This is a genomic window from Winogradskya humida, assembly GCF_016862215.1.
Classification (GTDB): Bacteria; Actinomycetota; Actinomycetes; order Mycobacteriales; family Micromonosporaceae; genus Actinoplanes; species Actinoplanes humidus.
Map to the genome: position 1 here is coordinate 1 of NZ_BOMN01000156.1, position 24,473 is coordinate 24,473.

Consider the following 24,473-nt stretch of genomic DNA (forward strand, 5'->3'; position numbering starts at 1 on the left):
GAAGTGGTGGCGGATGGATCCCGGGAGGTAATCCTCGTGCTCACCGCGCCACGAGTTCATTGGCCGTCTTGTTGTCATCGGCATGAGCCCGAGACCGGACGGCGCCGGTCCGCATCACAGCGCGTGACGGAGTTCCGCCGGCACCGCGCACACCCGGCGGCAGATGTGCGCACTGAATCATGCCGAGTTCTCCCGTCCCACAACGGCCGGCGGCCGACGCTCCTACGGTGATCTTGTGGCAGGGGCGACGATCGAGGGGGCACCTTGAAGGCTGCGGTGTGGCGGCGTGGGATGAAGCGGTATGTAATCCCTCAGCTGCCGGGCGAATGGGACGTTGCCCGCCGGTCAGGTGGCTTCCTGTACCAGCGGCCAACTACCTGGCTGGTCCGGTGCGTACTGCTTTCCAACAGCAGTTACTCCACCGCGTTCAAGGCGGAGTACGTGGTGATTCTTCTGGCCCGGCCCACTGACTGGATCTCCGGACGCTTCCAAGCCTTCCAGGCTCTCCCCGACATCTTCCCATATTGGAGCGACCCCGCGCCGACGACCGTAGCCGAGGCCGAAGGTCCAATGCTCCAGATTCTTGACTTGATCCGAGACCAGGCGTTGCCCTACTTCGATCGTGTCGGCACGCTGGCCGGCCTCACAGCTCTGGTCGAAATGGAAGCGGCCGCCCACCCGGAAGACGTCAACATCCAGGAGGAATTGTTCTGTCTTCAAGTGGTCAACGGTGACCTGGAGTCGGCGTTGAGGACGGCCGAGATCGCCGACCACGCCGCCGGCGACGATGGCCGCGACTGGGCCATCGCTGTCGGGCAACGAGTGCAGCGCAACGCCGAAGCGATCCGTCGCGACCACTCCTCCGGCATCAGCATCAAGCGTGCTCAGGCCGATCAGTCTCGCTCTGACCTCGGCCTGGTCCCCTGAAAAGTGACCGCGCGGCCGGCGCATAGCCAATCGAATTGCACTACTCGCGGCAGATGAGGACGCCGGCCCCACATCGTGGACCATCAGGTAACGGGTAGGCCTGGCTATACCTCAAGAGTCGTGCTGGACACCTGGCTCGTGTCGGCCGGTCCCGCATAGCGTGACCGCGTCCGTTCGGAATGAGGAGCAGGTCATGACGACTATGACGACCCCGCCACGAAACCCCGCCCGACTAGCAGCACCGATCGCGCTCATCGCGATGGTGCCGACGCTCGTGATCGCGTTCGTCCTCGGCCCGCCGCGGCTGGCCGGGGACCGCGCGCTGGGCGAGCCGGGCGGGATGGAGGCGGCGTTCCGCCCGGCGCTGGTCGACTACTGGCGATCGCGGGACCCGGGCCGGCCGCCGGCGGTGCAGCGGCTGGTCGACTACTGGTTCCGTTGGCACCTGATCAAGATCGGGATCTCCGCGCTGATGCTGATCGTGCTCGTCGCGCTGACCGTCATGCTGTGGCGTGCATTCCTGCGCACTGACCGGCGCGGCGCGGGACGCACGGCCGCCCTCGTGGCGGCTGGCGTCGCCCTTCCGATTGCGGCGTTGTTCGCGCTGGTGGTGCTGGGCGCCAACATCAACACCACGGCGGTGCCGTTCCCCGCGCTGTTCCCGTTCCTGGTCGACGGCGCCGCACCCGATCCGGCCCTGGCCGGCGTCCTGGAACAGGCCAGGGCCCAGCTCACCGGATCACACCTGACGGGTGGCTACACGCCACCCGCGCTGGACGACATGGTGGGCGAGTTCGCCCGGTATCACACCGTGCTGGCCGTGGTCGCCGCCTGCACGATGGTCGCCTTCGCCGGCCTGGCGGTCGTCCTGTGGCGGCGCTTCGCCCGGGTGGCGAGGGCCGACCGTCGGACGCGAAGGGTCCTGGGCTGGTTCGGCGCCGTCGCGGTGGTGGCCGCGCTGCTCACGGCCGTGTTCGTTGTCGCCAACGTGACCGTCGCGCTGGACCCGGCACCAGACCTCCTGGCCCTGCTCAACGGCAGCGGCAACTTCTGACGGTCCATCACACAGACCGCGTACGGACATGTGACTCCGGTGCAGGGATCGCAGCATTGCGGGGACGGGTTGCCCGTGGGCGTACCCGTCCCCGCAGTGGCCGGTGGTTATTGGAGGTTGGCGTCGTCGAGGTAGAGGTTGTCGGTTCCGGCGGCGGTCTCGACGTAGAAGACCGCCTTGGACAGCGTCCCGCTCCACGACACGGTCGCCGTGCCGGAGACCTGGGTCCAGCCCGACGCGCTGGCCGTTGCGGTCGGGGTGAGCTGGAGATAGCTGGTGGTGCCGTTGACGGTCAGGGCCAGGGTGGCCTTCGCGGCGGGGGTGCCGCTCGGTGTGCGTACCCAGACGCTGGTGGTGTAGGTCTTGCCGTTCGTCATGCGGGACGTCACGTCCTGGCCGGGGCCGTTCCAGGCGCCCGTACGGCCGGTGATGGCGAGCGAGCGCGTGCCGCTGCGTACGACGCCGGTGGCGGCCGTGAGTGTGCCGCTGCCGTTCACCAGCCACCCGGTGGTGCCGTCCTCCGCGCCGGGATTGGTGAGCAGGTTCGAGCTGGTGGCTCCGCCGGTGAACTGCCACCAGTTCACGTTGAGCAGGAAGCCGCTGCCTCCGGTGAACCGCAGGTACAGGTCCTGGGTGCCGGTGAGCCCGCTGACCGGACAGGTGACCGAGGTCCAGCTCTGCCAGCCCCCGGTGCCGGGAACGGTGCAGGTGCCCGCCAGTGCGCCGGTCGGGCTGCCGGTGCGTACCTCGATGCGCCCGCCGCTGGTGGCCGACGCGACCCGGGCCGTGAACGCTGTGGCCCCGCTGCCGAAGGCGACGCCCTTGACCTTGACGTAGTCGCCGTTCTCGATGTTGGCGACGTTCATCCCGCCCTCGGACGAGACCTCCGTCTCGACGCCGCTCTCCCAGGCGATCGTCTCGGCCTCCTGGCGTACGAACGGGTCGAGGGTGCCGACCTGCGGCGCGCCGGCAGATGTCATGCTCATCGTCGGGATGCTGCCGTCGGCGTTGTAGGAGAACCTTTCTACCGCGACCGAGCGGGTGTATCCGCCGCCGCCGGACAGGGCGCCGTTGTGGTAGAAGAAGTACGAGTTCCCCGCGAAGTCGATGATGCCGGGGTGGTTGGTGAAGCTGCTCCCCTGCGTCGCCATGACCGTGCCGCGGTAGGTCCACGGGCCGAGCGGGCCGGGTGCGGTGGAGTAGGCGATGAATTCCGAGCAGCATTTCGCGGCGTAGACCAGGTAGTACAGGCCGTTGCGCCGATAGACCCAGGGGCCTTCTTCGAACAGGGTCGGCCGGTTGGCGTCGCCGGTGCGGGTGCCGAAGCCGGCGGTGGTCAGCGGGATCTTGGCGGGGCTGCCGGCGTACGAGGTCATGTCGGTGTTGAGTTTGACGTACCAGAGGTCGGGGTTGCCCCAGTAGAGGTAGGCCTGGCCGTCGTCGTCGACGAACACGGTGGGGTCGATCTGGCCGTTGCTGACCAGGGGCCGGCCGATCGCGTCGGTGAACGGCCCGGTGGGGTTGTTCGAGACCGCCACGCCGATACCCATCTGACCGGTGGCGCGGACGGTCATCGGCACGTACCAGTAGAACTTGCCGTTGCGGTAGACGGTCTGACCGGCCCAGGCGTTGCTGCTGGCCCAGCTGAAGCTGGCGAGGTTCAGCGGGGAGCCGTGATCGGTCCAGTTGACCATGTCCGCGGACGACCAGACCCGCCACTCCTTCATGGTGAAGTAGGTGGAGTTGTCCTCGTCATGCCCGGTGTAGAGGTAGACACGGCCGTTGTAGACCAGCGGGGCCGGATCGGCGGTGTAGATGGTCTGCACGATGGGGTTGTCGGCCCTGGCAGGCTCACCGAGGGCGGGAGCCAGGGTGATCGCGAGTAGCAGAGCCGCGAGCACGGTGATCGCGCGCCGTGGCCGGGCGAGCATCGCAAGAAGTGTCGGCACGGCTCAGCGCTGCCTGGTCAGCAGGCCGGGCCGGTACGGCAGCAGGCCGTAGTCAACGCCGTCGGAGTTGGGGTTGCGGCCCTGGTAGAGCAGTTGCAGGTTGCAGGGGTCGACGGTCATGGTCTGGTCGGCGTTGGTGCGGATCAGTTCACCGTGGCTGATGTCGTTGGTCCACGTGGCGCCGCTGTTGGCCTTACCGGCGAACGGGTTGCTCTCGGTCGCGGCCTGCGGCGTCCACGAACCTCCGAGGCCGGTGGCGGTGAAGGAGCGGAAGTAGCGCCCGTTCGCACCGATCGCCTCGACGATCATGAGGTACTGGTTCTGGCCCTGGACCTTGTAGACCTGGGGTGCTTCGAACAGGTTGTTCGTCGTGTCACTCATGATCGTGGTGTACGAGGTGCCGAAGTTGCCGGGGAAGTTCCCGATCGGCATGCTGGCCCGGTAGATCTTGCCGTTGTCGCCGGCGAAGAACAGGTACATGTTCTGGCTGTCACCGATCACGGTCTGGTCGATGGGTCCGGTGCCGGATCCGGTGATGCTGCCGGAGAACAGTGGCTGGGCCGCGGACCAGCCGTTGGCGTTGGTGGGGTCGCTGGAGGTGCGGTAGGAGAAGGCCGTGGCGCCCCACTGGTATGTCAGCACCCAGATGTTCTTCGGCGCGAAGTAGAACAGCGACGGCGCGACCGTACCCGAGGTCATCGCGGTCTGCGTTGCCGAGCCGAGCTCGGAGAAACCGTTGACGAGGCTGAAGTTCATCGACCCCCACGACGTCCCGTAGTCGTGCGTGGTGGCGTACACGAGTTGTTTGCCGTTGTAGGGAGCGGTGGTGAAGTCCTTGAGTGACACCCACCCGGACTTGGGGTTGGCCAGTGAACCGGTCGAGGACCACCGGTAGCTCGACGGCAGGGTGCAGGAGCCGCTCGGCGGCGGTGTCGTGGGGCTGGTGCCGCCGACCAGGGCGAGCTGCCATTGCTGGTTGGTGCCGTTCCAGTCGGCGTACTGCACGATGTTGCCGCCGTCGGCGGTGGAGGCACCCTGAACCTCGAGGGCCTTGCCGCTGTTGCGGTTGATCAGCTGGATGTAACCGTCGACGTCCTGCACGCTGAACTGCTGGTTGGTGGTGTTGTTGTCGGTCCACTGCACCACGGCGGCACCGTCGGCGGTCGACAGGTTGTAGACGTCGAGGACCTTGCCGGACAGCTTCGACTTCAACCGGTAGAAACCGCCGCCGGAGTCGACGAACTGCCACTGCTGCTGGGCGCCGTCGTTGCGGGCCCACTGGGTGATGCGCGCGCCGTCGGTGGTGGCCAGGTTGTAGACGTCCAGGGCTTTGCCGCTGTTGCGGTTGACCAGCACGTACGACGCACCGGTGTCGATGGTCGCGGCCGAGGCGGCGGGCGCCTGGGCGATGGCGAACAGCCCGCCCGCCAGGGTGGTGATCACGGCGGCCGCGGCTGCGTGCCAGCGGCGCCGCCGGGGTGCCGGGCTGCTGAGGGTCTCGGGATGCACGGGGACTCCTTGTCGGGGACGGGTGGATGTGGTCAGGGGGTGGTCAGGGCGAAGCTGCGGACGGTGACGGCGCCGCCGAGGGCCTGGGTGGCGTAGTCGAAGATCCCGAAGCGGTACCCCATGAAGAACTGCCAGGCGTTGGTGAGGGTGAACGCCGGGCCGAGGGTGGTGAAAGTGACGCCGTCGGTGCTGTACGAGAACGTGGCCTGCCGGCCGGACCCGGGCCGGATGTCGGCGCCGGCCCGCAGCCAGATCCGGCCTCCGGAGACGGCGGCTCCGGCCGCTTCGGTCCCGGTGCCGGTGGTGTTCCAGCTGCTGTCCATGGTGAGGCCGTTGACCGTGGTCACCCGGGTGGTGCCGTTGTCGCGTTTGACGCCGATCCAGGCCGAGGAGTCGCGCAGCATGGCCAGGCCGGTGCGGTCGCCGTCGCGCATGCTGCTGTAGTCGAGCTCGATCGTGGCGGTCGACGTCGGTCCCTGGATGCGGTGGGTGAGGGTGTTGCGGGCGGCGTAGAGGTCGTTGGTGACGTTCGCGGTCGACAGGTGCAGGCCGCTGCCGGCCGTCCATTTGCTGTTGTCCGGGTTGTGGTTCCACTCCCACTGCGGGCCCAGGGCGGATCCGGTGAAGGTGTCGGTGCCGGTCATCGGGGTCAGCGGGTGCGAGGGCAGGTTGGGGCGGGGGTAGGTGGTGCCCCATCGGCCGTTGACGGTCTGCAGGACCGGCCAGCCGTCGCCGCTCCAGGTGATCGGGGCCAGCGTCGGCATCCGGCCGCCGGGGTAGGCGTCGGTGAAGGCCATATACCACCACTCACCGTTCTGCGTCTGGACGAGACCACCCTGATGGGGTACGCCGCCACCGCTGATCGGGCCGGGCAGGTCGAGCAGGACCTGACGCTGTTCGTACGGTCCCCACGGGCTCGTCGAGCGCAGCACGTACTGGCCGTTCGCCGGGCGGGTGAGCCAGATGTAGTAGTAGTTGCCGCGCTTGTACATCCGTGAGCCCTCGAGGGTCCCGATGTTCGACGGGGTCTGGTAGACGGTCTGCGAGCGCACCTCGGAGGCGAGGTCGGAGGACAACTGGGCCACGCTGATGGTGCCGTTGCCGTACGCGACGTAGGGGGTGTCGTTGTCGAACAGCAGCCCGGCGTCGTAGTAGCACTTGTTGATCCGGGCCTTCTTGGCCCATCCGCTGCCCGCCGAGGCCGAGGTGTAGACGTAGGTGCGGTTGAACTCGGTGCAGCCCAGCCAGTAGTAGGTGCTGTTGCTGGGCCGGTAGTTGAAAGTCGACGCCCAGATGCCCTTGACGTACGCCCGGCCTCCGTTGAGGTCGTAGGCGTTGGAGTCGAAGTCGAGCCGGGGTACGGAGTGCCCGGCGTACTCCCAGTTGACCAGGTCGTAGGAGCGCAGGATCGGGGCGCCCGGGGAGTAGTGCATGGTCGACGCCGAGTAGTAGTAGACGTCCCCGACGCGGATGATGTCGCCGTCGGCGAAGTCCTGCCACACCACCGGATTGGTGAACGTGCCACTGGGCGGTGTGGTGGGGGTGGTGCCACCGACCGGGACCAGTTGCCATTGCTGGTTGGTGCCGTTCCAGTCGGCGTACTGCACGATGTTGCCGCCATCCGCGGTGGAGGCACCCTGAACCTCGAGGGCCTTGCCGCTGTTGCTGTTGATCAGCTGGATGTAGCCATCGACGTCCTGCACACTGAACTGCTGGTTCGTGCCGTTGTTGTCGGTCCACTGCACGACCGCCGCACCATCGACGGTCGACCGGTTCGCGACGTCGAGGACCTTGCCGGACAGCTTCGACTTCAACCGGTAGAAACCGCCGCCGGAGTCGACGAACTGCCACTGCTGCTGGGCGCCGTCGTTGCGGGCCCACTGGGTGATCCGTGCCCCGTCGGTGGTGTCGAGGTTGTAGAGGTCCAGGGCTTTGCCGCTGTTGCGGTTGACCAGCACGTACGACGCACCGGTGTCGATCGTGGCCGCGCCGGCCTCCGTCGCGGTGCCCGCTATGACGATCCCGCCGGCGAGCACGGTCATCAGGGCGAGGACGGCATGCACCAGGCCTCGTCGCCGCGGAGCGGTCGGCGGACCCTCGTCGTTGGCATTCATCGTGCACTCCATTCATCGGGCGGCGGCCCCGGCGCGGTGATGTGAGCGTTCACATCGCACGGCAAGCGTCTAGATCCACTTCATGCCGAGGGAAGGGGACGAACGAGACGGGTACTACCCATTCAGATTCGCCAATATTGCCAGACTGTTTCGAACAGCTCAAGGGGGTGTCACGGCAATGCGCTAAATCAGCCCGGCGCGTTTATCGCGGCTCGTAAACCGATCGCCGCGTAACACTTTTTCGCCGAAGATTTTTTCACCCGATAATCATCCGGGGATGGCCGCACCCGCACATCGCCGGTCGGAAGTTTCGGAACAGCCCTGGCCTGATCATTTAACGCGTGATCATTTTATTGGCAGCGCTCGCCTATTCACGACCCGGCAATGGTAGAAAATTCGGAGTCGGTGGAACTCACAACGAATGCGCGGGCATTGCCTACGCACGGATCAAGACACCCCCTCACCGCGCAACGGAGGAAGCAGCCCCGCAGGCCCTACAACAGGGCCAGAGCCCCCGTGACCCGATCGATCTGCTCAGTGTCGCCCGGCCCGATCGCGCAGCACGTCATCGTGCCGGCAGAAACCTGAGTGCGGCCCGCGTCCCGGATGGCGTGCACCGGCAGACCGGCAGCCTTCGCCCGCTCGCCGATCTCGGTGAGCGCGGCCTCGCTCCCGATCCGCAGCACCACCTTCGGCTGCCCGGCCCGCCACCACGCGGCGAACGCAGCCGTCTCCTGCTCGAGCAGCGCCGCAGTCACCGCCGCATGCGCCACCTGCGCCGCGATCTTCCCTTTACCCATCGCCAGGTCGGCCCGCACCACGACCACCAGCTTCGCCCCGCGTTCCACCGCCGCATCGTAGCCGGAAACCCACTGGCGGCCGTTCGGGTAGAGGCCTCCGGTCAGAACGCGAGGTGATCGGCGATACTCTGCGCCGGTTCCGGGTGACGGGTCTGGCCGAGTTCGGCGAACATTCCGGCGGTCCGCATCGTGAACTCCCTGTTCTACCGTGGGCGGTGGTGGTCGCCTACTCTCGGAGCGTGGGCGCGGCGGAGGAAGACCTGGGCCGCTTCGACGCCTTCACCTACCTGACCGTGCCCGAGCGGGCTTCGTACCTAGCGATCATGCGCCTGTTCACCCATTCACTGATGACCGATCTCTCCGCCCAGCAGGTCGTCGAGGAGCTCGCCACCGGCGACCTCGAGATCACCCTCGACACCGCGGTGAGCCGGCTCAACAGGCTTGTCGTCTGGGGCAACCTGCTCCCCAGCTCCCACACGGTCCGCGTGAAGAGTATCGAGGAGTACCAGCGTACGAGGTCGCGCTATCAGCTGACGCCGCTGGGTGAGCGGGTGCAGCGGCAGGCCGACGAGGTGCTGTCCAGCGCCGACGCCGCGCGGGAGATCAGCCGGGAGCTGCTGGGTCTGATCAGCCAGGGTCTGACCGATCTCGCGGACCGTCTCGAACAGCCGGGCGGCATCGACGCGGGCACGGCCAGGGAGCGGGTCGCCACGGTGTTCGCCCAGTTCTGGACGTTCCGGGATTCGGTTCGCGACTTCTACGCGTTCCTCGGCCAGGTCCTCGCCCGCTATGACCTGGACAGCGCGGAGTATTCGGGGTTCAAGGATCTGCTGCTGGACTACATCGAGTCGATCACTGAGGAGATCGTGCTGCTCACACCCCGCATCGAGCGGCATCTGGAGCGGTTGTGGCCGCACCTTCCGGCTCTGGTGACGGTGCTGCGGGAGGGTGGCCTGGCCGGGGCCGCCGCTGACCTCGGTGTCGCCGTGCAGCACAGCCGCGGCCATGATCTGGCCGACTGGATCGGGCTGCGGGCCTGGTTCAGCGACGTCGACGGCCGGCGCAGTGAGGTGTCGCAGCTGCGCGACGCGACCATGCGGGCCTTGCAGTCGCTGCTGGCGAACGCCAAGCGGATGATCCGCTCGGTGGGACAGGGTGCGTCGCGGCGCCGGGAGCTGCTGCGGCTCGCGGCGTGGCTGGACGCGGCCGACGAGGACACCGCCGCTGATCTGTTCACCTCGGCGTACGGGCTGTACCCGGCACGGCACCTCGGCATCGCCGCGGACGCGCAGGTCGTGGTGGCGGCGACCACGAGTTGGTGGCCCGCTCCCTCGGTCGAGGTGCCGGTGTCGTTACGCGACCGAGGTGTCCGGGCGGCGCGCGGCCGGATGTCGGGGATCGCCGACCGCAGCGCCCAGCGGCAGGCGCTGATCGACCAGGCCGCGCAGGAGCAGCGGCAGCGCGCAGCAGCGGCCGCCGAGTTGCTGTCCGCCGCGGGGAACCTGGGTGATGTGCTGCTGTCCGAGCCCGCGATCCGGTTGCTGCTGGAGTTGATGGCCCAGGCCCTGGGCGCCGGCGATCCGGAGCGAGGCGACGCGGTCACCGCCAATCTGGACCTCGCGATGCGGTGTGAGCTGATCAGCAAGCCACGTCACGAGCTCACGCTGCGGTCGGCGACGGGTGACCTCACCACGCAGGACATCGACATCACCATCACCCGGTGGGAGCCGAGCGTTGACTGACGATCACGACATCGCGCTGGAGGCGGAGCGCCGCCGGGCGATCCGGGCGCTGCTGGCCGAGCCTCTGCTGCTACCGGACTCCGACGAGTTCGCCCTGGTCCGCAGGCACGCCGAGTGGTTGCGGACCTGGTTCGGCACGTTCCTGGGCTATCGGCTCGTGGTGGAGGCCGGTTTCGCCCGGCTCTTCAAACCGGGCCTCGGCGCGGGCCGGGGCAGGCCCCTGCAACGCCCGACCGGGCAGTTCACCCCACGGATGTACGCGTACCTCGCCCTGACCACGGCAGTGCTGCTCACCTGCCCCGAACAGGTGTTGCTGTCCCAGCTCGTCGCGGACATCCGGGCCGCCGCCGTGGAGGCCGGCATCGAACTGGGTGACGCGCAGCGTCCCGCCGAGCGACGAGCCCTCGGTGCCGCGCTGCGCCAGATGGTGGCGTGGTCCGCGCTGCGTGAGGAGCAGGGCAGTGTGACCGGGTACGCCGACGACGATCAGGCCGAGGCACTGCTCACGGTCGAGAGGGACATCGTCGCGCACCTGATGGCCACGCCGCCCGGGCGCACCGCCACACCCGCGGAGTTCGTCGCCCACGCCGCCGGGCCGGGTCAGGGCGGTTCACGGCATCGGGTGCGGCGGCGGTTGTGCGAGGAGCCGGTGCTCTACGTCGACGATCTGACCGGCGCCGATCGGGTGTGGCTGCGCCGCGAACAGCGCCGCGACGAACGCTCGTACCTCGATTATCTGGGTCTGCAGGCGGAGCTGCGGGCGGAGGGCGCCGCCCTGCTGGACCCGGACGATTCCCTGAGCGATGTGTCGTTCCCCGGCAACGGCACCGTCGCGCAGGCCGCGCTGCTCACGGTCGGTGCCCTGACCGAGCGGCTGCGCCCGGGTCCCGGTGCGCTCGTGGTCGGGGTGCCGGTACCGCAGGATCTGCTGGACGACGTCCTGGCCGTGCTCGCCGAACGCCATGCCCGCAGGTGGGCGGGGCAGTACGTCACCGATCCGGTGCTGTTGCGGGAGGCGGTCGTCGCGTTGCTGGTCAGCATGGACCTGATGGCCCGATCGGCGCCGACGGTCGCCGACGCCGAACCCGAGGAGTCCCTGGCCGCCGCGGAACGTGCCGTGGACGCCCGCCACGCCCGCGGTGATGCGCGGGACGGCGACCTGGTGCTGCTGGCCGCCGCGGCCCGGTATGCGCCGGCGGAGAAGGTGCGCTGATGCACCCGTACCGTTTCCATCTGCATCGCGCCGGGATCAGCAACGTCTGGCAGTACGACGATCAGGTTTTCCGTTTCGAGGGCGGCCGGTTGCTGCTGCGCGGCAAGAACGGTGCGGGCAAGTCGAAGGCCCTGGAGATGATGTTGCCGTTCCTGCTCGACGGTGACACGAAACGCCTGGACGCCGGTGGTGGTGGGCGGACCACGTTCCGCTGGCTGATGAGCGAGGGCGCGACCGGCGTCAACCGGCAGGGTTTCCTATGGCTGGAGTTGCGCCGCATCGACGAGCAGGACACCGAGCATTTCCTGACGCTGGGCGCGATCGTGCGGTGGTCGTCGTCGACGGCCGAGGCACGGCTGTCGTACTTCATCACCGCGGCCCGCGTCGGCGTCGATGTTCACCTGATCGAGAACAGTCAGCCGGTGCCGATCGACCGGCTCCGGGAGACTCTGGGTGAGAACGCGCTGATCGGCAGTGCCCGCGACTATCGGGCCCGGGTGGGCCGGGAGGTCTTCGGCATCACCGACGCCGGCCGGTACCGCAACCTCGTCCACCTGCTCTACCGGCTGCGGCGCCCCACCATCGGTGATCGGATCGAGGCCGGCCAGCTCACCACCGAGCTCAGTGAGGCGCTGCCCCCGGTCGATGACGAGGTCCTCGATTCGGTCGCGCACAACCTCGACGACCTGGAGACGGTGCGCACCGACCTGGGCCGGCTGGAGGCCACCCACGGCGCTCTCGCCGAGCTCATGACGGCGTACCGGGGTTACCTGCGCGGCGAGTTGCGCCGCCGCGTCCACGCCGTCGACGAGGCCCTGACCCGGCTGCGGGGTCAGCGGCGGCGGGCGGGCGAGGCCGAACGGCAGGTCACGCGGGCGCTCGACGCCGAGGAACAGGCACTCGCCGAGGTGCGCCGCTGGGACCGGACCCAACGACAGGCCACCGCTGAGCTTCGCGCACTCCGGGACAGCGCCGGGTATAGGGCCGTTCAGGAACTGGGGCAGCGCCGCCTCGCGGTGCAGGCGTTGCAGGCCGCGTCCCGGTCCGCCACCGCTGCGGCGGCCGCGGACCGGCGATCACTGAACGCGCTGGTCGAGCGGTTGCGGGCCGAGACCGGCCGGCTCGCGTCCGCCGTCACCCAGCTGCGTGACGGTCACCGTCAGCTGCGGGACCTCGCCACCGGCGCCGGACTCGACATCGCTCACATCGGCACCGTGCCGGAGCTGCGCTATCAGGGCGCCCCCGACGACGCCTCCCTGGAGATCGTCCACCACGGCCTGGCCGAGCAGGAGTTCCACGACCATCGCACCCACCTGGCCGCCGCGGAGCACGCGGTCCGCAGCCGCCGGTCAGCGGTCGCCGACGTCGCCACGATGATCGACGAGGCGACAGTGGCCGCAGCGACGGCGGCCCGCACCGAGGACGAACGCGACCTGCTCGACGGTCAGCAGGCAGAGGCCCAGGTCCGCCTCGGCGAGGTGACGGCCGGCCTCGTCACGACCAGCAGCCGGTTCGCCGCCGCCGTCCATCACTGGTTCACCCTGCCGGTACTGGCCGGCGCCGACCTGTCCGCCGCCCGGCACGCCGTGGCCGTCGAGGACCCGATGCCTGCGGAGACCCCGGCGACGCTGCGACAGGCCGCCGAGACGGCCGCGGAACCCCTGCGATCCGAGGCCGAGGCTCGCCGGGACGCCCTGCGCGAGGAACAGAACAAGACCCGAGCAGAGCTTGACTCAGTACGCGCGGAGCACCGTCACTGGCGCTCCCTCACCGACCCGTCACCACCTCGATCCAGGTTCCACGTCCCGGGCACCGTCACCGGAACACCACTGTTCCGGCACATCGACTTCGCCGAGCACCTCGACCAGCGCAGCCGGGCCGGGATGGAGGCCGCCCTGGAGTCCAGCGGCCTGCTCGACGCCGTGGTCGCCGCGGACGGCGCGGTGCTGGACCCGGCGACCGGCGAGATCGTGCTGCGTACGGAGCCGGCCGTGTCCGGGGCCTCCCTGCGCGACGTGCTCGTGGTCGTTCCCGGCGCCGAGCCGGTTACCGCGCTGCTGGCCGGGATCGGCTGGGGCGCGGACAGTACGGCTCCGAGCTGGATCGCCGCGGACGGCCGGTGGCGCCTCGGTGTCGCCCACGGCGTGTGGAGCAAGCCGGAGGCCGAATATGTGGGCGCCACCAACCGGGAGGCTCTGCGCAGGCGGCGGCTGGCCGAACTGGACGCCCGCATCGACGAGCTGTCCGCACGGCTCACCGCGTTACGCGAGCAACTCGACGCCGTCGAGCAGCAGCGGCGGGAGCTGACCGAGGCGCTGCGTACGGTGCCCGACGGTCTCGACCTGCGGCAGAGCTGGACCCGCCGTGACGAGGCCGACAAGGCGGTGCAACGACTCGTGCGGCAGGTCGCGGACGCCCGGCGCCGGGCCCGGGAGCTACGCGTGCACGCCGATCAGCGGCGCGCCGCCACCGAGTCCGCGGCGGCAGCGCACCTGCTGCCGACCGACCGGGCCGAACTCACCCTCGTCGACCAGCAACTGCGCCAGCTCGCCACCGACCTGCCCCGGCAGGGCCGTAACACCGGGCAGTTCGTCGCGCAGCTCAGCCCGTACCGAAACCTGCTGGGTGAGCACCGCACAGCCGTCACCCGGACAGCGGAGTCCGCCGACCTCGCAACCGTCGCCGCCGAAGATCATCTTTCCGCCGAGCAGGAACTCGCGGTCCTCGAACGCTCCCTCGGCGCCGAACCCGCCGAGATCCTGCGGCAGGAGACCGAGACCGAGGCACGGGTACGCGCTGCGGACCAGCAGCTTCCCGCAGCCCGCCGCGACTACGAGCACAGCCGGGACCACCGGGTCCGGACCGCGGAGATCCGCGACCAGGACCGGCTCCGGCTCACCGAACACGAGCAGGCCGCCCTGCACGCCGGCTCCGCCCTGCCCCGGGTCCTCACCCTGCCCGGTGTCCGCCCCGCACTCGACCTCCCGGCCGACCTGAACATCGAGGTCGCGACGGGTACGCCACCCGAGCGGATCCGGCACCTCGACGAGCTCGCCGTCACACTGCGCGACGCGCTCGGGCGCCCCCAGCAGGACCTCGGGGAGAACGGCCTGCACCAGCGCTACACCGACGTCCGTGGCCGGCTCCCGGGCGGCTTCGACCTGGTCTGGGAGGACCGCGACGGGGTGAAGGTCGTCGAGATCACCGACGACATCGGCCAGCACCCCCTCGCCGCGGCCACCCACCGGCTCGGCGCGGAACTCGACCAGAAACGCTCCGCCGTCGCCGAACGCGAACACCACGCCTTCGAACGTTTCCTGCTCGGCGAACTCGGCGACGCCCTGTCCCGCCAGATCCGCTCGGCGGAGAACCTGGTCGCCGCCATGAACACCACCCTCGCCGAGGTCCGCACCTCCCACGGCCTGGGCGCCCGCCTGGTCTGGGCGCTGCGCGACGACTCCGACGCCGACACCCGCAACGCCGTCGACCTGCTCCGCACACCCCTCGAGCTGCGCACCCGCGACAACAACGACCGCCTCCGCGAGGCCCTGGCCCGCCGCGTCGAGGACGCCCGCCGCTCCGACCCGACCGCCGGCTACACCGTGCACCTACGGGCAGCGCTGGACTACCGAAGCTGGTTCTCGTTCACCGTCAGGGTCACCGACCACGCCCGCCCGGACCGCGAACGCACCCTGTCCGCCCGCACCGCCATGTCGCAGGGCGAACAGCGTGTGGTGTCCTACCTGGTGCTGTTCGCCGCCGCGGCCGCCCACTTCACCTCGGTCGGCGAAAGCCATCCCCCGGCACCACGGCTCATCCTGCTCGACGACGCCTTCGCCAAAGTCGACGAACCCACCCACGGCAGACTCCTCGGCCTGCTCGTCGACCTCGACCTGGACGCCGTACTCACCAGCGAACGCCTCTGGGGCTGCTTCCCCGAAGTCCCCTCCCTGGCCATCTACGAATGCCTGCGCGACCCCACCCAGCCGGGCGTCGCCACCCTGCACTTCCGCTGGGACGGCCACCGCCGCACGGTGCTGACCACATGATCCCGGACAGCACCCTCACCTACCTGAAATCCCCTGCCCTGCGGCCGCTCTGGGCCGCCGCCCACACCCGCCTGACCCGTAACGGCCGAACCGCCCGCGGCCGCCTCACCCTGACCGGCCTCGACGCCGACCAGCGCGAAGCCCTCAGCCGACTCCTCAACCGCGTCGTCGGCACCACCCACACCGCCGACCTGGCCCACCTGGACCAGCAACTCCGGGCGAGCGCAGCGGGAACAGGCCTCCTCGACGTGGTCGAAGCCGTCATCGGCCCGATCCCGGACCGCCGCGCAGAGGCCTCGGCAGAACGCGAACGCCGAGCATCATTTCGGGAGGGCGCGAACACCGCCGTACTCGCCGCGGGCCTGAACGGACACGAATGGGTTCCCGAGTGGCTCGCCCGGGTCGGACGTCACGGCCTCACCGCAGTCAACCAGGCCACCACCACCCTCGGCCTGACCATCGGCGCCCACGCCCGCACCTGGTCCCGAGGCGAACTCGCCCAAACCGTCACCGGCACCGCCCACGGCCTCGACGACGACACACCCCTGACCCGCCTGGTCCTGCGCGGCCTGGCCCTCGCCCTGACCGCCACCCCCGACATCCCCGCCACCGCACCCGAACGCCGCGCCCTCTGGGACGCCGCAGGCGTCGCCGGCGACACGATCGCGACCACCGTCCTCACCTGCGGCCTACGCCCCCACAACGTCCCCTGGCTCCACGAACGCGCCGACCTGGGCGCAGAAACCCACTTGACCCTACGAGAGATCCGCCGCCTCGCCCCGCTGCACCTCCCACCCCAGACCATCTACGTCTGCGAGAACCCCCGCATCATCGAAGCCGCCCTGGACAACGGAATCGACGCCCCGATGGTCTGCACAATGGGCAACCCGACCACGGTCACCCTGGCCCTCCTCGACGCGATAACCACATCAGAGGGGGTCCAACTCGCCTACCACGGCGATTTCGACTGGCCGGGCCTCACCATCGCCAACCGCATCCTGACCCGCTACCCCGCCCACCCCTGGCAATTCACGGCCCCCCACTACCGCGCGGCCGTCGAACAGGCAGCCTCAAATCGCACTCCCCGCCAGCCACTCACAGGCCGCCCCGCTGCTTCCCCGTGGGACCCGGCCCTCGCCGAAGCAATGACCGACCTCAGCATCTCCATCCACGAGGAAGCCCTCATCGAGAGCCTCCTCCCCGACCTGAAGGCTTAAAGAACGGCCGGCACACCTTCACACCTCACAGCCGGAAGATCACGTGCCGTGCAGTCGGGCTGAGGTTCACTACGACCGCAAGGCCAGGAGCGACTTCCGCAAACCGCGCCCCGCTTCCCCACAGGCTCAGTCGTCAGGCCCCATAACCTTGCCAAAGTATTTGAGCGACGCGGCCCGGTCGATCTCATCAAGGTCCGCAGGCTCGAAACTGGCCATCGGTGGCCGTGCGGCCCGGGCTCGCCAATCCCGCATCGGCACGGAAGCATACTCAAACTCGACCGAGCCGTTCTCGGTATGAAAGCCGCCATCACGCTCGAAAAGCAGCAGCAGCGGCTCGAACGGATCTTCCAGACCCTGCGGCAGCGCGTCGCCGAGCGTGGGCCGCAGCGCCGCCCAGTGCAGGATGAAGGGCATTACCTGCTTGACGTTCCAACCGCCCTTACCCACCTCCGCCAGCACCTGGTCCACCACCTGCTGATCGGCCCGAACGGCCGGATTCACGCATGCGGCGATATCAAAGAAAGGCACCCGGGAGTCACACTGATAAGCCTCAGCCCACTGGGCTGCGCGCCGGAAGTATTCCAGCATCAACTTACCTTTCGACCAGGTGCGATACCCGTGCCGCTGCCAGTCGACAGCGCTCAGCCGGGCGGCAGCGGCCTGAACAGATTCGTCGGAAGTCATCGACCCATACCGTTCGTAGGCTCAGCCTTCAGGGCCTATGACGTAGCCGAACTGCCTCATCGACCCAGCCCGGTCGATCTCGTCCAGTGCAGCCGGATCGAGACTCGGCAGCGGCGGCCGCGAAGCCCGCTCACGCCACTTGGCTATGGGAACAGACAGGAACTCCATCTCGGCGTACCCGTTCGAGGTATGAAACCCACCATCGCGCTCGAAGAGCAGCAGCAGCGGCTCGAAGGGGTCTTCCAAGCCTTCAGGGAAGACGAAGCCGGGTTTGGCTCGCACCGCCGCCCAGTTCAGGACGAACGGCACCACCTGCTCAGCGTTCCAGCCGCCTTTAGCCGCGCGACGCACAGTTTCCTCAATAACCTCGGGATCAGCGCGCACGTTCGGGTCGACGTAGATCGCAAGGTCGAAGAAGGGCACAGGTTCGTCACAACCATAGGCGTCCGACCACTGGGCGATCCGCCGGAAATACTCCAGCATCAGCTTCGCCTTCGACCAGGTGCGGTGACCGTGACGCTGCCAATCAATGGCGTCGAGGCGCGCAGCGGTGACGCGCACGGATTCATCAGGTGTCATCGGCCCAATCCTCGCAGAACGCGGTCCACGACCTCCTCGAGGTTCGACAAGTCGTCGGCCATCGCGAGTCCGTCGCTGTCGATCCCCCACCTTCCCCAGTGCCGGAAGGGAGCGGCCGGCACACCTTCGAGGATCGACAGGTCGTGGGCCGACGGGTGGTCAGCGTCGGGCCACGCCGTGCCAACTCGGGCCTACCCCGAACCCTCGAAGTTCTGGAGGGCATAGCAGCAGAAGGTAAGGATTGGATCCGGCGCAGACACGGACGGGCAACGGGGCGTCTCACCGAACTCTCCGAAACGATCCATGATTTTCTCAGCTAGGCCCTCGAAACCGGCCTGACAGCGCCGGAGCTAGGACGCCAACTCTGGAAAACGTGCGAGCAACTCCGCTGCGACAACGTCAGGTTGGGAGAGACAGCGCCAGACAGGGACCCGCAGAACCGTAGCCTGCTCACCGGCGACGTCCGAGCGAGTGAGGATCTTGCGGAAGGCACGGCCTTCGGGATCACCCGCGGGGTCGTCGACCAGAACCACGATCTCGCGTTCCGGGCCACTCACGACAAGGTCATAGGTGAATCCTTGTACGGAGACGTTACGGCGCACGGTCAGGCCGCTGCCCCGAAGCGCCGCGTGCAACTGGTCCGCGGGACCTACCGGTCGGCCAGAATCGGATTCGTCGTGGTTCACACCCTGCGCCACGGTTGCCAGCAAGCCGCGCTGGCCTGACCACCAGGACTGATCACCGACGATGATGAGCTGCGACTGCGCCCGCGTGATCGCAACGTTCCAGAGATTCGTCTGGTGCACGAGCCAGTTCCGGGTCGGCGTCTGGATGCCGTTCGCACCGACTCCATGGAACCCGGGGAACATCAAACTCTCCATCAAACCGGGGGCTTGACACTGATCTGCCAGTCTGCCAGGGCGACGCCTGGGTCCTGCACCGCCTCACGGTCGACAACACCTGGCTCGACGGCGACCCATCCGTACTCGCCGGCGTCTGATCCCTGAAAGTCGGCGGCAGCATGAAGGAGGCCGCCCCATCACTTCCGCGCCGGGGCTGCCTCTCGCTCATATCTGTTACGCGCCGCCCGCCGGCTTCCATCCGTGCACGATGCTGTGCCCGCTGGCCCGCTGGAACGAGGGCGAGCCCAAGGCGGCATCGGGGTGCTCGTTGGCGCTCTGCGCCGGACATTCCGTCATAGACGCGACCGCCCCGCGCAAGATGATGCGCGGGGCGGTCGTTGGTTGTGCGTTGGTTCAGTAGTGGATGGTGATGTCGACGCGGCGGTTGCGGGCCTTACCGGTGGAGGTGCTGTTGTTGCCGGACGGGTTGGTTTCGCCCTGGGTGAGTACATTGGTGCGGATGCCCAGCCGGGCGGTGAGGTCGCGGCAGACCTGCTGGGCGCGGCGTTTGCCGAGGCGCAGGCTGGCAGCCTTGTTGCCACGGTCGTCGGTGTGCCCCACACAGGTCAGGATCCGGACTCCGGTCAGTTTGGTCCGCAGTGCCGCAAGGTAGCGATTCTGCGCTGCGGTGATACTGGCCGATCCGGTGGCGAAGTAAACCGCACGCGGGACAGTGAACTGGTTGAGGACCAGCCGCGTACGGCTGCTGGCCCGCAAGGTCCGTCCGCCGGCCGCCGGGACCGTGGTCATCGCGACGGCGACGGGGTAGCCGCCCGGCGTCGCAGCCAATGCCCGGCCGAGCGGGTTCAGCACGATCGTGACCGCGGCCCGGCGACTCGCCGCGGTCATCGAAGCCCGGCCGGTGCCGAGGATGACCCGCTTGCCCGACACCGTGCTCCACAGAACGGCGGTGTTACGGGCCTTGGTGGCACCGGTGAAGGAGACGACCGCCGGCAGCGTCGCCCGGCTCGGTAGGCCGCGAGTCACCGCAAGCTTGGGAACGATGACCTTCGCCGATCCGGTGGAGGGTGCCGGGCCCGGATTGTCGCCGCCGCCGGCGGTGACGGTGGCGGTGTAGGAGCCGTTGACCACGGAGCCGACGGCGTCGGTGATCCGGTACGAGACCGAGGTCGCCCGGCCGACGAAGCCGGTCACCGGTACGAAGGTGATTTTTCCTGTGGTGGCGTCGAGGGCGTAGGTGCCCTGGGCCACGGTGACGGTGGCGGCGGGCATGCCATCGCGGTCGAGCAGGGTGATCAACCCGTTGGCCGGCACCGGAATGGTGGTGTTCTGCGAGTCGCTGCCGTCGCCGGTGCTACCGGTGCTGGTCGGTGCGACGGTGACCGGCAACGCCATCTGCCGGGTGGCGCCGGCGGGGTTCACCCCGGACGCCAGGAAGGTGTGGTCGCCGGGGTCCAGCCCGGCGGGGATGGTCACCGGGACGGAGAACGAGCCGTCGGCGTCGGTGACGACCGTGCCCAGGGTGATCGGTGTGGAATAGAGGATGACCGTGGCCGTCGAGCGCGGAGCGAAGCCGGTACCGATCACGGTGATCTGCTGGCCGGGCGCCGCCAGACCGATCTTGCCCTTGTCGGTGGTCAGCGTCGTCGGCACCTCGGCCGGCGGCGCGGCAGGTACGTCGGGGCTCTTGGGGGTCACCGCATTGGAAGGCCCGGAGGCCGGCGAGGACCCGCCCGCAACGTTGGCGGTCACGGTGACCGTGTAGCTCGTTCCCGCCACACCACCCAGCACACATGAGGTGCCGGTGCTGGTACAGGTGGCGGGGCCGGGCCGGGCGGTAGCGGTGTATCCGGTCGCACCCGGCACAGCCGCCCACGAGACGGTGATCGATGCGATCCCAGCCGTGGCGGTCACACTCGTCGGCGCCGCCACGTCTACAGGTGGGGTGACGACCGGTGCGACCGGTGTGCCGGTGGTGGGTGCGGAGGGCTGGCCGGCGCCGAAGCTGTTGACGGCCCGGATCAGCACGGCGTAGGAGACACCGTTCTGCAGGCCGGTGAGGCTCGCGACCCGGGTGTCGCCGGTGCCCGCGAACGTAGCCAGGGCGGACCAGGTGCCACCGCCGTCGACGCTGACGTCGTACGAGGTGATCGGTGCTGAACCGGTGGACGTGGGCGGGGTGAAGGTGATGGCCAGTCGCTGATCACCCGCGACGACGCTGACCCCGGTGGGCGCGGCCGGAGGCGCCACGGAATCAACCGTGAACGACGCCGATGCCGAATTCACCGAATCATTGCTCGCCGCGTCAGTCTGTTTGGCAGTGACCGAGTACGACCCATCGGCCAACGGCGACGAAGGACTGCACGACCACGACCCACCAGACCCCACCGGGCTCGTACACGTCGACGTCGTAACAGCCGGATCCGGCCCGACAATCGTCGCCGTCACCGTGGCGCCATTCTCGCCGCCATTACCGCTGACCGTCACCGCACCGTTCGACAACGCCGCACCATCCGACGGCACCGAAACAACAGGCGCAACGGGCGCCGTGGAATCGACCGTGAACGACGCCGGCGCCGAGCCCAGAGAAACGTTGCTCGCCGCATCAGCCTGTTTGACCGTTACCGAATACGACCCGTCAGCCAACGGCAACAAAGGACTGCACGACCACGACCCGCCAGGCCCCACAGGACTCGTACACGTCGTCTGCGTAACAGCCGGATCCGGCCCCACAATCGTCGCCGTCACCGTGGCACCATTTTCCCCGCCATCACCGCCGACCGTCACCGCACCGTTCGACAACGTCGCACCGTCCGACGGCACCGAAACAGCAGGCGCAGCCGGTGCCGTGGAATCAATCGCGAACGACCTCGACGCCGAGCTCGGCGATGTGTGGCTCAACGCGTCGGTCTGTTTGACCGTGACCGAATACGACCCGTCAGCCAACGGCGACGAAGGACTGCACGACCACGACCCGCCAGACCCCACAGGGCTGGTGCACGTCGTCTGCGTAACAGCCGGAGCCGGCCCGACAATCGTTGCCGTCACGGTGGCGCCGCTTGCGCCACCGGTGCCGCTGACCGTCACCGTACCGTTCGTCAGCACCGCGCTGGCGGTCGGAGCCGAGATCGTCGGAGGGGTCAAATTGCAGTAGTTATCCTCCGAGCTCGAGATCGTGGCGCCTGCACAGGTCAGCTCCGGTGTCCCGGTTCCGGCACTGGGAAGCGCCTCGGTGATGAAGCGGACTCCGTTCCTTCCCGTCTGCTGAACCCCGGCCAGAATGTTGACGTTGACACTCGCGCCAGGAGCAAGTGACGAGCCGAGAGTGACCAACAGGCTCGAGTTGAATCCGCCACCGTTCGGCTGCGACGGCGGCTGCTGCAGGGTTGTGGCGGCGACCGGCACGTCCGAGCTGGATCCACCACATGACGTGCGGTCAACAGTGACAGTGCCGCCCGGGGCAGTCCGTGGCCGCAGATCGGCGTAGGCGCTGGGAGCCGGGAACGTACGGATGTCGGCGACCCGGAGACGCAACAGGGTGACCGGTGCGCCAGTGTTGTTCGTTACCGTACGTCGATACGTGACAGTACCGAACGTCGAGTTGTTCGCTGGATCGGAAGTGTTCTCCCGGACCACATTTGGCGCGGCATCTTCCGAAACGCAATCGTTGAGCAGGCTCACGGCAAGTCCACCACCGGACACCGGCGAGCTCAGGTTTTCCGGCCCGGGGGCGCCGAGCCGTTGGCCGGCACCGGCCGAGGTGCCGTTGGTGTCAACAAAAATGAAATCCGCCGCATTGCTGTTGGTATCTTTCGGAACACCTGGCGTGGGAGTGTCGATCTGGTTCTGGCCAGTTATATCGCCGGTGGAGAGGCTGCGATAGAAGCTGTAGTCGATACTGAAAGGAGTGAGCGCCGAATAACCGGTACCCTCTTTGTAAAGGGTGCTCGCTTCGCTCGTACTACCGACCGCGTCCAGTCGATTAGCGAGAATGTAACTACCGCCGCCGGTATTGTTGTTGAACAGCGCGATACCTGCGTTGTCCGGAATATCCGTGGTGAAGGTGGCGTTCCCACTGCCGCCGGGGTAGCCCGCCAGCGAATAGCCCACGCTGTTGACGCACAAGTAGTGCCCGCGGCCGGGGATCACGGTTCCGTCAGGGATGGTGCAACGGGTTGTGCCATCGGATGCGGCCACGCCATACCCTGTGCCGCCCGACGAGGCGACGGTATGCGGCGAGCCGGAGATGTTGGCGATTTCAATGAACTCGTCGTTGGCTCCGTTCGGCCCACGAACCCGGAACTCAGAAATGACCAGTGGCGCTGGATCGCCGACGGCAACGGCGACCGACGCCGGCACCACGACGATGGCCCCGACGACCAGCGCCATCGCGGTGGCGGCACGCGTCGTCCGAAGCAAGGCGGGGAGAGTGCTCTTCATAGGTCTACGCTGGGGGACCGAGCACTGTCTGTCTCAAGAACGCTAATGGTCGGACATTTTGTCCCAGGTTCAGCAGGCATCCCGGCCTCCCCCATCGGCGGTGGGCCGGGGTCACCGTGTGGCCGGTGACCCTGACCCACCGGTCGGAAGCTATTGCTGGACGAAGACGGCGATCGTGTACGCAGGGACGGTGAAGGTGCCGTTACGGTCGAAGGCTGCTCGTTTGACGATGGGATCCGCGCCGCCTGCCTGCGCGTCGTGCAGTTTCTGCTTGGTTCCGGCAAGCGCCGCGATGCTCTGACGCTGTGTTCGCGGGGTCGCGTTGTAGATGACAGTCAGCGACGGTGTTGCGCGCAGGCCGGACCCGTCGAGCCGCTGAAGAATCACTCCGGGGACCTCCGCGGTGGTGCCGGAGAGCGGGAAGGTGACCCGCTTCTGCACCTCGGCGGCGGAGCCGAGAGCGAACAGCCTGCTGGACTTCTTGATGCGCAGGAATTGCTGATACTGGGTCGTGGTGGCGGTCATCGTGCGGCAGCCGGGCACCAGTGCCGGATCGGCCAGCAGCGGTCTCGCGTACGGCCACGTGGTCTGGTTGTCGGCTCCCGGGGGCAGGCCCCGGCCGAAGCCGTTGCCGGTGCGGCAGTCCCAGTGGATCGCGTTGAACCAGTCGCCGCTGTCGTAGGAGTTGCCGTCGAACGATTTGGAACGCAGCAGGTCGCTCCCGGCCTGCACGAACCCGGCGCCCTGGGACAGGGCCGTGACGCCCAGCGCCAGGCTCTGCGAGCGTGCCCGGTCGGCCGGCGTGGTGCCGGCCGGCAGTTTGTAGGCGTTGGCGTCGAACAGCGCCAGGTTGTCGTGTGCGTCGACGTAGGTGACGGCCTCGCCGGGTTGCGCGGTGTAGCCCGCGGGTCTGCCGTCGTACATCAGGTCGGAGCCTTTGACTGTGCCGCCTGCCGTGGAGCGGAACGTGTAGTCCCGCAGGTTTCCGGTGAGCCCGAGCTTGACCAGGTCCATCGCGGCCAGCAACCGGGCCTTCTGGGCTGCGGCGTCGCCGTTGACCGGGTCACCGTTGGGGTTGGTGAACAGGCCGTTGCCGAAACCCTGGACGCGTGGGTTGTCGTCGAAGACGCTGCCGCCGCGGACGGCGTCGCGGAGCCGGTCGTTGAACGTGCCGATGCCGGTGCCGGCCAGGTTCGCCTGGGTGGCCTGGACGAAGCGGGCGTTGTTCGCCACCACGCCGTAGTCCCAGCCCTCGCCGTACAGGAAATGGCTGCCCGGCAGCGGGTTGAGCGCGGCTTTGACGTCGAGCATTGTCTGCTTCGGGTCAAGGCCC

Annotated in this window: 15 protein-coding genes and 1 pseudogene; 6 read left to right on the plus strand and 10 right to left on the minus strand. The window is 68.4% G+C overall.

Annotated elements, in window-relative coordinates; translation table 11 throughout:
* The first annotated feature begins 264 nt into the window (after positions 1–264).
* Together Ahu01nite_RS49520 and Ahu01nite_RS49525 are read left to right on the plus strand one after the other, a co-directional pair.
* Positions 265–927, plus strand: a complete 663-nt coding sequence (locus Ahu01nite_RS49520) for a hypothetical protein (RefSeq protein WP_203843757.1) — start codon at positions 265–267, stop codon at positions 925–927.
* Between the two features lie 193 nt (positions 928–1,120).
* Entirely contained in the window at positions 1,121–1,981 is an 861-nt protein-coding gene (locus Ahu01nite_RS49525) for a hypothetical protein (RefSeq protein WP_203843758.1), read from the plus strand.
* Between the two features lie 107 nt (positions 1,982–2,088).
* Here Ahu01nite_RS49525 and Ahu01nite_RS49530 read toward each other — a convergent pair whose 3' ends face one another.
* The 4 genes from Ahu01nite_RS49530 to pth2 form a co-directional block, all read right to left on the minus strand.
* Complete coding sequence (locus Ahu01nite_RS49530) at positions 2,089–3,912, minus strand: family 43 glycosylhydrolase (protein ID WP_203843771.1); 1,824 nt, start codon at positions 3,910–3,912, stop codon at positions 2,089–2,091.
* Positions 3,913–3,933: 21 nt separating this feature from the next.
* Positions 3,934–5,370, minus strand: a complete 1,437-nt coding sequence (locus Ahu01nite_RS49535) for a non-reducing end alpha-L-arabinofuranosidase family hydrolase (RefSeq protein WP_438874884.1) — start codon at positions 5,368–5,370, stop codon at positions 3,934–3,936.
* A gap of 101 nt (positions 5,371–5,471) precedes the next feature.
* Positions 5,472–7,553, minus strand: a complete 2,082-nt coding sequence (locus Ahu01nite_RS49540) for a family 43 glycosylhydrolase (RefSeq protein WP_203843760.1) — start codon at positions 7,551–7,553, stop codon at positions 5,472–5,474.
* Between the two features lie 494 nt (positions 7,554–8,047).
* A complete protein-coding gene (gene pth2, locus Ahu01nite_RS49545; protein WP_239159795.1) occupies positions 8,048–8,401 on the minus strand; it encodes a peptidyl-tRNA hydrolase Pth2 in 354 nt (117 codons plus the stop codon).
* Positions 8,402–8,592: 191 nt separating this feature from the next.
* Here pth2 and Ahu01nite_RS49550 point away from each other — a divergent pair, with 191 nt between their 5' ends.
* From Ahu01nite_RS49550 to Ahu01nite_RS49565, 4 genes are read left to right on the plus strand one after another with little or no spacing between them, the layout of a single operon-like run.
* Positions 8,593–10,095 carry a TIGR02677 family protein gene (locus tag Ahu01nite_RS49550; protein WP_203843761.1) on the plus strand — a complete coding sequence of 501 codons (1,503 nt, stop codon included), beginning with the start codon at positions 8,593–8,595 and terminating at the stop codon, positions 10,093–10,095.
* The gene (locus Ahu01nite_RS49555) at positions 10,088–11,308 is read left to right on the plus strand and encodes a TIGR02678 family protein (protein ID WP_203843762.1); all 1,221 of its coding nucleotides are present in this window, start codon (positions 10,088–10,090) and stop codon (positions 11,306–11,308) included. Before Ahu01nite_RS49550 ends, Ahu01nite_RS49555 begins: the two co-directional genes overlap by 8 nt.
* Positions 11,308–15,357, plus strand: a complete 4,050-nt coding sequence (locus Ahu01nite_RS49560; RefSeq protein ID WP_203843763.1) for a TIGR02680 family protein — start codon at positions 11,308–11,310, stop codon at positions 15,355–15,357. Before Ahu01nite_RS49555 ends, Ahu01nite_RS49560 begins: the two co-directional genes overlap by 1 nt.
* Complete coding sequence (locus tag Ahu01nite_RS49565) at positions 15,354–16,574, plus strand: TIGR02679 family protein (RefSeq protein ID WP_203843764.1); 1,221 nt, start codon at positions 15,354–15,356, stop codon at positions 16,572–16,574. The genes Ahu01nite_RS49560 and Ahu01nite_RS49565 overlap by 4 nt, the downstream gene beginning before the upstream one ends.
* A 126-nt stretch (positions 16,575–16,700) precedes the next feature.
* On the opposite strand, the gene Ahu01nite_RS49570 is transcribed toward Ahu01nite_RS49565, so the two are convergent.
* From Ahu01nite_RS49570 to Ahu01nite_RS49595, 6 genes and pseudogenes are all read right to left on the minus strand, one after another.
* Complete coding sequence (locus tag Ahu01nite_RS49570) at positions 16,701–17,258, minus strand: hypothetical protein (protein WP_203843765.1); 558 nt, start codon at positions 17,256–17,258, stop codon at positions 16,701–16,703.
* A 21-nt stretch (positions 17,259–17,279) separates the two neighbouring features.
* Entirely contained in the window at positions 17,280–17,837 is a 558-nt protein-coding gene (locus Ahu01nite_RS49575) for a hypothetical protein (RefSeq protein ID WP_203843766.1), read from the minus strand.
* A 350-nt stretch (positions 17,838–18,187) separates the two neighbouring features.
* A complete protein-coding gene (locus Ahu01nite_RS49580) occupies positions 18,188–18,706 on the minus strand; it encodes a hypothetical protein (protein ID WP_203843767.1) in 519 nt (172 codons plus the stop codon).
* 387 nt (positions 18,707–19,093) lie between these two features.
* Positions 19,094–20,950 (minus strand): fibronectin type III domain-containing protein, encoded by a 1,857-nt coding sequence (locus tag Ahu01nite_RS49585; protein ID WP_203843768.1) that lies wholly within the window; start codon positions 20,948–20,950, stop codon positions 19,094–19,096.
* Between the two features lie 63 nt (positions 20,951–21,013).
* Positions 21,014–23,140, minus strand: a pseudogene (locus tag Ahu01nite_RS51985) (Ig-like domain-containing protein); the annotation flags it as partial.
* 150 nt (positions 23,141–23,290) lie between these two features.
* Positions 23,291–24,473: alpha-1,6-glucosidase domain-containing protein (locus tag Ahu01nite_RS49595; RefSeq protein WP_203843770.1), on the minus strand; the 1,183-nt coding region annotated here is incomplete at its 5' end.